The sequence below is a fragment of the Shewanella sp. 10N.286.51.B7 genome (assembly GCF_002873615.1).
Taxonomy (GTDB): domain Bacteria; phylum Pseudomonadota; class Gammaproteobacteria; order Enterobacterales; family Shewanellaceae; genus Shewanella; species Shewanella electrodiphila.
The window spans coordinates 90,067-98,597 of sequence record NZ_MCUF01000049.1 but is presented as its reverse complement, the minus strand read 5'-3'; the positions used below and the strand labels follow the sequence as shown (position 1 = coordinate 98,597).

The following is an 8,531-nucleotide window of genomic DNA, read 5'->3' as shown; positions in this document are numbered from 1 at the left end:
TAGCGATTAAGATGCTGCTGGATTTAGTGAGGGAACCACAAGCATCCTATTAAATTCGTGGGGATCCCTCAGGGTCAGGGTAAACTTTTTTTATTACCATACTTTCCCTAATCCTACGACCCAGCTTTAGACTCCTTGCTCTAACGCATTTCTGTCCAAAAGTGAGATAGCTATGATGCTGATGAGTTGTGATCACCAAGCGATTCTGTCGTACTTTAAATACCAACCTGCTCTCCCGTATGACAATCAGCTATGAGCCATTGCACCGTCTAAACTTTTTATGACAGTTCACTACTTTAAAAAGCGTCAAAAACAGCCCTTTTTACAAAAAAATATGACAACTGATATAATTAAAATACAAAAGGAAAACTTATTAACCTAACTCACTGTTAAGTATAGACTTCATTGATATCTGTCAAGTTTTATGTCCCAAGTTATTTCCAAGGGTGATGCGTTATGGGTAAAATCTACGATGGCATCCATCGTTTAAGTTTCTTAATTGGTCAAGACGGTAAAGTGGCGCACGTGTTTGATAAATTTAAAACTAAAAATCATCACGAAGTTGTCTTATCAGTTATCGCTGAACACTAATCACAGAATAGTATAAGCATTTGAATTAATTCAAATGCTTATACTAAAAGGCTTCGTTAACACGAAGCCTTTTTTGTTACTGATTATTGATTCATTATAAACTGACTTTTATTCCTGAGGCTTTTGTTGACTGTTGGACGGTTTTTTATCCGTTGCTTGCGTTTCATTTTGCTCAGCTTGTTGTTTTTCCGCTTGCCCTTTTTCTGCTAGCAGTTTTGCTTCTCTATCAGCCACTTCTTTTAAGTTACGTTGGATGACATCCTGCTCTTGGGCCTCTTGTGGTAACAAGCTGATGAGCTCGATGCCTATCGGTAAGTCTTGCTCAATACCTGAGACAATTTTTACTTTTTGATCTTTAGTCAAATAAATTAATGGCATTGCAGTTTCGCCATAACGAGATTTAAAGTCTTCCAACGTAAAGTTTTCAGTGATGTTAGTCACCTTGATGACCGCACCTTTAGCCATATAACTGGCAATTCGTGCATATGAGACAGACTCACCAAATAAGCATAAACGTTGTAAATATGATTCAGACAATTGATGTCTAGCACTTCCGCCTTCAGCATTATTTAAACCATAAACTTTTTCACTACCAAAATAGTCCTGAAAATGAAAACTCACTAGTGGGTTTAATTGTCGATAAGGTGACAGGATTAGTACTCGGCCTATACCGCTTAAGTCCATAAAGTTATCGGCATGCTCTGAAGCTGGGTTGCCAAAATACACTGGAATATTTGCCATACGCGCTTGACGAATATTATCCCAGTTATTATCAGCAAGCATGACTTTGACATTTTTCTCAGTTAACACTTTAGCTAACTCACGTGAAAATTTAGATGCGCCAAATAACAGTAAACCTTGTGATGAATCCGCTTTAACGCCTAAAAATTTAGCCCATGGGCCTGCAGTCAAACTTTGAATAACGACTGTACCGATAATAATTAAGAAAACTAATGGCACAATTGAGCTCGCGCCGTTAACCCCTATAGCTTCTAGTTTTATCGCAAATAGTGATGAGATAGCTGCTGCAACAATACCGCGTGGTGCAACCCAACTTAAAAACCATTTATCAGAGCGGGACAAGTTAGTGCCAATGCCTGAAATCCAAATGCTTAATGGTCTCGCCACCAGCATTACAACCATTAATACACCAATGCCACCCCAACCCAGATCTAACATGGCTGTTGAATTTAATCTTGCAGCTAATAAAATAAAAAGTGCAGAAATTAACAGCACCGTTAAAGTTTCTTTAAACTCTAAAATATCCGCAATATCCACGCCGCGCATATTGGCCAGCCAAATTCCCATTACGGTTACAGTCAGCAGACCTGATTCTTCTTGAATTAAGTTAGAACCAACAAACATGCCTAGCATGATGGTTAGCACAGCCGTATTTTTAAGATAATGGGGAAAGACATTGGTTCTTAACGCGACACCAATTAAATAACCAGCTATAGCGCCCAAGCCAAAACCCAGTAGTAAAGTAATACCTAATGCAGACAATACATGAGTGGTTGGGTCTGCTGCGGCAGCAACTGCGATATATTCATAAACTAAAACCGCTAGAATTGCGCCAATTGGGTCTATCACAATGCCTTCCCATCGCAATATACTGGCAAGGTTTGATTTAGGCCTTACTGTACGCAGCATAGGGACAATAACCGTTGGCCCTGTTACCACAACTAAAGCGCCAAATAACAGTGCCATAGGCCATTCAAAGCCCAATAACCAATGTGCCGCAGGGGCAATACATGCCCAAGTGATAAAAGCACCAAAAGTGACTAAATTCGTCACCATGCGGCCGTGATCTTTAATTTCTTTAAAGTTAAGCGTTAATGCGCCTTCAAACAGGATGACTGCAACCCCTAAAGAAATAATAGGAAACAGTAAATCACCAAAAATGGCGTCTGGATTTAAAATGTCTAAACCGGGTCCTAACAATAGTCCACACAGCAATAGCGGTAAAATTGCAGGTAATCGTAACTTCCAGCCGATCCACTGACACAATAAAGACAACACACCAATGAGTGCGAGCATGCCTGTGATGTGTTCAACCATGTATATATCCTTATAAAAGCGCTAACGTGCTTAGCTGTATCTTTGTCGATGTTCTTTGTATTTTACTTACAGTAATAAAATACTAAATACCTAAGTAGAGCAAGTGATAATTAATAGATTAGACGCATTTAATTAAAGATTCATTAACATCATAAGGTGTTGATTTGAAATATGTAAAAATTAAGCAAACTGTGAAAGGTAAATTTCGAACACAAAAAAGCCCTTGTCATATGACAAGGGCTGATCTGTTTGGCGGAGCGGACGGGACTCGAACCCGCGACCCCCGGCGTGACAGGCCGGTATTCTAACCAACTGAACTACCGCTCCTAAACTGTGCTATCTGTTATGAACAGTATCAAACAAATAAACATAATCTAAGTAACTTAACTGGCGGAGCGGACGGGACTCGAACCCGCGACCCCCGGCGTGACAGGCCGGTATTCTAACCAACTGAACTACCGCTCCACTTAAGTTGCGAAGAATAATAGAGATGTCGTCAAAAACCGTCAACCGTTTTTTTTATTTTTTTGTCTGTTTAGCCAAAAAATGTTCAACCAAGCTTAATTCATGAGCTTTTTGGATGTAAATAAACCAGTTTAGTGCCCTTCTTGTGATGTCATTATTTTCATCAAACAATAAAACTCATAACCAATAAATATCTAATCAGTAATTAACCATGGGGTTACTCTTTTTTTTAAAAGAAGAATCTTTTTATTGATAAATACTTAAACAAGCGTGAATACTTAAGCAAGAGTGAATACTGAAGCAAGTGTGAATACTTAAGCAAGCTTGAGTCCATAGCTGATCTACTGTCTGGTCAGCTATAGACTTTTATAGCTTGATAAGCTGCTTTAAAGCTCCTATCAATACTGCTTTTAAACATGAAAAAGCTAGCATTAAAGTGAGCCACAAAACGTTAAGCAGTTACAATACGTATTTAGCTGAAAACATAATGCGATTTAACTCTCCTTCATCGCCATTTTCTTTACTGTTTTTAGCGTACATGTACTCAACTCCTACTGTCAGAGGCTTAACAGGTGAATAGAGTAAATTAACATAGCCAGAGTATGAGTCTTTATTGACCTCATCTGCCATCAAGCTGGTATTGTTATCAGCACTAAAGGCTGAAGCTGTTAAGCTAGTACGCCATTTATCATTCCACCAGTGACGATAAGCAATAAAACCCCCATAGGATGAAATGGTGTCAATATCGCCATCAGCATCAATAACGCCGGCATTTACATAATTTAATGCCATATAACGACCTAAACCTTCTCCATATGTCGCTGTAAACTTTAAATCATCTTTTCCGACGGGAAGTATGCCGCTAACGCTTACACCGTAACCCATAGCTGTGGCATCTAACTGAATATCATTGATTTCGGTTTCTATATTGAGCTGTCTTGCAATACCGGCAACAGAAAACTTAGCCCCCTGCTCTGTTTTAATGTTATATCTTGCGACAACGTCTGGCACCATGCCACTACCACTCACAATTCTGCTTGTACTTTGATAAGCATTTAGTGTTGTTTCGGGGTTTTCTAATGAAAATTGAAACCCACCATTGGTATATCTAACTTGCGTTTGACGAACAAACGGTGTCCCTTCAGCAGCACCAACAAAATCAAGGTTTTCAGGTAACGCTGCAGGGTTTTGAAAAGTGGTCCAAGACTGGCCTACAGTCCAATTGTCAAAACTGAAAAAGGCATGACGAATACGCGGCGAATAGCTATTAGAAACACGTTCATTGCCATCAGCATGTGTCATAAAATCTAACTCAATAAAACTCGTTAATTTATGATCGTCGATACTGCTAACCGTTTTAAAATTAAATCTTGATTCCCTAGCTTGAAAATCAACAACCTGACTGCCATTACCATCAACGCCATAGATAGTGCCAGGCACATAAAACTGCCTTGAGATTGAACCAGAGTCAGGTGCGCCATTACTATAATCACTGAACATGGTATCGACTTTTATATAGCCGCCAAAGTTCACGTCAGTGTCATCAATCACTGATGCGCTTACATTTGTTGCGGCAAGTGCGCTGGCGACCACTAGCCCTATTAGGCTCAATCCTTTGTTTAATTTAAAAGATTTAACATCTGATGACTTTAGCTTGGCGTTAACTACACAGTTTTTCATTACATCACCTTATTTTTATTTATAACCTTCCATCGCATCCGTAAATGATGAGAAAGATTGGGATTTAGGAATTTTTAATATCCATGGTGTGATGATAAAACTGGAATTTGTTCCAAAATGTGGGTTACTAGAAGGTTTACAAAAAGAAACTCAGTCGTAACAAGAAAGTTAAAAGTGAGTCCCAAAGATTTGATATTAGTGATAAATGTCGCTTTTTGGATTGGGTGCCATAGTGTGAATAAGCTTTCTTTAACACGCTAAATGATTAGCTAATAGAAGATTGATGGTGAGATGATTAAAAATGGAGCTAGCATTGTAGCTCCACCGTAGTAGTTACTTTTCGTCTGGCATGGTTAAATCGAGATCATCAATGCTTGGTTCGTCGGTATTCTCAGCACCACCCTCTTGCTCTAAACGCAGTTTTGTTGCCGCTAACGCTTTGTTTAGCGCTTGTTTCTTGCGCCAAATAATTAAACCTAGAATGCCAATCACTAATAAACTGCCGTTGATGACTAAAATCCAGAAAATGGCTTTGTCTTTTGCTGCTGCCTCTTCTTGCGCTGCTTTAATCGCTGCACGCTGGGCTAACTCTTCGGCTGATGGTGGTGGCGCAGGGGGTTCAATTAAGTTGAAAAACTGCTCGGGTAAGTCCAGTACAATCTCACGGCCTTCAATAGTCGTTGAGACTGCAGAGCCTTTAATTCGATAGCTACCAAAGCCAGTGACCGATGGGATAGCGAGTAAGGTTTCAGCGAACTGAACCTCATTAAAGCTTATCGGTAACTTAAGGCCAGCTGGTCCGACAATATCAAAATGAAAATGAGTTTGTTCAAGTTGTAAAACGTCGTCATCTACGTTTAACTGAAGATGCCAAACACCGTTTAATTTATCTTCAGGTTCAATTACATCTACAGCAATCGGTTTTTCTGATAAGTAAAATGGGTAGCTAATTTCTCGTTGAAATATATTATTTCGAGCTTCAACCGTTAAGGTGTAATTCCCCCACGGTTGATTGAGGTTTTTCTTACCAGTAAAGATACCATCATCAGGTACTTCATCTAGCCCTTCGCCATTGTCTTTATAGGAACCTACGATGACAGTTCCGGTGGTAAAGTTTGCGTCAGTGTTTTTATGATGACTGGCAAACTTGACTGTCCACTCAATCATGTAATCAAGCCCGGGCAGCCTGACTGTTAATCCATCCCCTAATAAACGCGATGTCACTTTTAAACGCTCGCCTTGAAATAAAGGCTGTGGAATTGGCTCAACGTCAATTTCAAGGTTAGACACTTTTTGAATGGTTGAATTGGGCGCTAAACTGCCCAACAGCTGCCATGGACCAGGCATTGGCTTTTGGATTTTTATCATATCACCAGTCAAGCCATCAACCCATTTGACAGACTCAGGATGCCTATCGGCATACCATTTAGAACCATCGGGTAATATGACAATAACGGGCGCGGAGCCGTATTCACGTTGCACTAATAATGTCAGTTCATCGACCATATGATCAATTCTGAACCTATTTTTAAGTTCAGTGGCCTGTGTATATGGCACAGCTAACGCCAATTGAGAAAAGGTGCTCGCAATCAGTATTAGCAGTGACAATGCCAGTGACATTAAATACGGTTTAATTCCATTCATTACTTGCGCTTTTACCTTAATTTTTAGGCTTCACCTCTCCAGAGGCACTTCCCCGATTTCTTGACTAAATCAAGACGTTCGTCATGTAATACTAATTCATCGGCCGTAGCTGAGATCACTTTAAGATTAAACTCATTTTGATCAATTAATTGTATCCCACCACCCTCTTGCCCCGCTTTTTCATTGGACAAATTAAACTTAATTTGTCCGCCCGTCATGATCAGATAAACATCTGCAAGAATTTCGGCATCTAATAACGCGCCGTGATAAGTACGACGCGAAAGATCGATACCATAACGACGACACAGGGCATCAAGGTTGTTCTTTTGCCCAGGGTGAAGATGTTTTGCAACGGTTAATGAATCGAGAATGCCACAAATATCAGCAGTTTTGGGGCCGATGGGTTGAAGGTTTGCAAATTCGTGATCCATGAAGCTGATATCGAACGGTGCGTTATGTGCGACGATTTCAGCGCCATCAATAAAGTCGATAAATGCTTGGGCTATTTGATGAAAACGAGGCTCTTTTGCTACTCGTTCATCAGTGATGCCATGTACTTCAATTGCTTCAGGATCAATGAGCTGACCAGGGTTAATATATTGATGGTAAGTTCTACCGGTTAATTTACGGTCAATGACTTCAACACAACCAATTTCAATAATGCGGTGACCAATATAAACAGGCCCGCCTGCTTGGTTCATACCCGTTGTTTCTGTATCTAAAATAACCTGGCGACTTGCGCTAGAAATAATATTCATAGGTAACTCAATTAATAGTTGTGTATTTAAGTATAATTGCCGCAATTAATACGTATTGTATGGTAACAATTTGATGTCAGAACTAAAACAAATCAAAATTTATACTGATGGCTCATGTCTGGGTAATCCAGGTCCTGGCGGATACGGTATTGTAATGAAATATAAGCAGCAAACCAAAGAATTGTCTGACGGATTTAAATTGACCACTAATAATCGCATGGAATTATTAGCCCCAATCATAGCATTAGAAGCCTTATATGAACCGTGTAATATTATTTTAACGAGTGATAGCCAATATATGCGTCAAGGGATCACGCAATGGATCCACGGATGGAAAAAAAGAGGTTGGATAACATCCACTAAAACACCCGTTAAGAATGTCGATTTATGGAAACGCCTCGATGCAGTCAGCCAAATTCACCAGATGGATTGGCGCTGGGTTAAGGGTCATGCTGGACACGCTGAAAATGAACGCTGTGATGATTTAGCTAGGTGGGCAGCAGAAGCTAAACCGGAGCAAGAAGATGAAAACTATAAGCCAGAATAAATTTAACTTAGTTTGGGTTATTTAATTTATTTGAATGACCCGTTCTACCTGCTGTTGATGCTGGCGCCCATTGAGGTGCCCGCGCTTTTTTCTTTTCTCTAATCGGTGTCAAAGGTGACTCCATTTTTCGCGCCACAATAAGATAAACACTGCCAATACCAGGAAGCCATCGCTCAATTCGGTTTTGCCACCAAGCACCTTGGTTAATATCGCCTATAAGCGGGTGATATATAAATCGTTCATCTTGCAATATTTTATAACCCAAAAGCCCTAGCCAATCTTTGACCCTTGCAGGCATGAAGAATTGTCCAGACCAAGGAAGTTTTGTTTGATATTTAGGCATAACCTTTCCAATAAATGCAGTGCTCACCGGATTAAACCCGCAAATAAAGATATAACCACCGCTGATCATCACTCTATCGACTTCCCTAAGTAACCGGTAAGGATCTTGTTCAAACTCTATAAGAAAGCTCATTAATACCGCATCCATAGAACCACTATTGAGCGGTAAATGGTGGGGGTCAGCAATGATTGATGCTCCTTCTCCATCGTGAATAGAAAAATGACGAGCAATGTTGCAGTGTAAACTGGAGATTTGATGGCTAAGAGGGCCAAGTTTAAGTAAATGATAACCGAATATTCTTGGCCACCAACTAGCCAGTTGCTGCTCAACTGCTAATTGGATCTCATCACCACAAGGTAATTGATGCCATTGCTGCGGTTTCTCACTTTTTGACATGAACAATAACCCCTTAAGATTGTAACGCCTCACTTGAGTATAACGATTT

General features: G+C 40.0%; 6 protein-coding genes, 2 tRNA genes and 1 pseudogene. 2 read left to right on the top strand and 7 right to left on the bottom strand.

From position 1 onward, the window contains the following. Window positions 1–456: 456 nt before the first annotated feature. Window positions 457–591: pseudogene (locus BCU84_RS14355) on the top strand (thioredoxin-dependent thiol peroxidase); the annotation flags it as partial. A 108-nt stretch (window positions 592–699) separates the two neighbouring features. On the opposite strand, the gene BCU84_RS14350 reads toward BCU84_RS14355, so the two are convergent. The 6 genes from BCU84_RS14350 to dnaQ form a co-directional block, all read right to left on the bottom strand. Beyond that, window positions 700–2,649, bottom strand: a complete 1,950-nt coding sequence (locus BCU84_RS14350; protein WP_102528758.1) for a sodium:proton antiporter — start codon at window positions 2,647–2,649, stop codon at window positions 700–702. A gap of 250 nt (window positions 2,650–2,899) precedes the next feature. Beyond that, a tRNA-Asp gene (locus BCU84_RS14345) sits at window positions 2,900–2,976 on the bottom strand. A 61-nt stretch (window positions 2,977–3,037) separates the two neighbouring features. Beyond that, window positions 3,038–3,114: transfer RNA gene (locus BCU84_RS14340), tRNA-Asp, on the bottom strand. Window positions 3,115–3,573: 459 nt separating this feature from the next. Continuing rightward, window positions 3,574–4,794, bottom strand: coding sequence for a DcaP family trimeric outer membrane transporter (locus BCU84_RS14335; RefSeq protein ID WP_241906442.1), 1,221 nt, complete (start codon window positions 4,792–4,794; stop codon window positions 3,574–3,576). A gap of 333 nt (window positions 4,795–5,127) precedes the next feature. Then, window positions 5,128–6,438: a TIGR03503 family protein gene (locus tag BCU84_RS14330; protein ID WP_102528757.1), complete on the bottom strand. Its 1,311-nt coding sequence runs from the start codon at window positions 6,436–6,438 to the stop codon at window positions 5,128–5,130. 23 nt (window positions 6,439–6,461) lie between these two features. After that, window positions 6,462–7,196 carry a DNA polymerase III subunit epsilon gene (gene dnaQ / locus BCU84_RS14325; RefSeq protein ID WP_102528756.1) on the bottom strand — a complete coding sequence of 245 codons (735 nt, stop codon included), beginning with the start codon at window positions 7,194–7,196 and terminating at the stop codon, window positions 6,462–6,464. A 73-nt stretch (window positions 7,197–7,269) separates the two neighbouring features. On the opposite strand from dnaQ, the gene rnhA reads away from it, so the two are divergent. Further along, window positions 7,270–7,743, top strand: coding sequence for a ribonuclease HI (gene rnhA / locus BCU84_RS14320; RefSeq protein ID WP_102528755.1), 474 nt, complete (start codon window positions 7,270–7,272; stop codon window positions 7,741–7,743). A gap of 7 nt (window positions 7,744–7,750) precedes the next feature. Here the strand turns inward: rnhA and BCU84_RS14315 are convergent, their stop codons facing one another. After that, window positions 7,751–8,482, bottom strand: a complete 732-nt coding sequence (locus BCU84_RS14315; protein ID WP_102528754.1) for a class I SAM-dependent methyltransferase — start codon at window positions 8,480–8,482, stop codon at window positions 7,751–7,753. Window positions 8,483–8,531 lie beyond the last annotated feature (49 nt).

What these genes read in the sequence shown, in the direction of transcription:
- BCU84_RS14335 (WP_241906442.1), bottom strand. Translation starts at nt 4,794, where the DNA reads ATGAAAAACTGTGTAGTTAACGCCAAGCTAAAGTCATCAGATGTTAAA.
- rnhA (WP_102528755.1), top strand. Translation starts at nt 7,270, where the DNA reads ATGTCAGAACTAAAACAAATCAAAATTTATACTGATGGCTCATGTCTG.
- dnaQ (WP_102528756.1), bottom strand. Translation starts at nt 7,196, where the DNA reads ATGAATATTATTTCTAGCGCAAGTCGCCAGGTTATTTTAGATACAGAA.
- BCU84_RS14330 (WP_102528757.1), bottom strand. Translation starts at nt 6,438, where the DNA reads ATGAATGGAATTAAACCGTATTTAATGTCACTGGCATTGTCACTGCTA.
- BCU84_RS14315 (WP_102528754.1), bottom strand. Translation starts at nt 8,482, where the DNA reads ATGTCAAAAAGTGAGAAACCGCAGCAATGGCATCAATTACCTTGTGGT.
- BCU84_RS14350 (WP_102528758.1), bottom strand. Translation starts at nt 2,649, where the DNA reads ATGGTTGAACACATCACAGGCATGCTCGCACTCATTGGTGTGTTGTCT.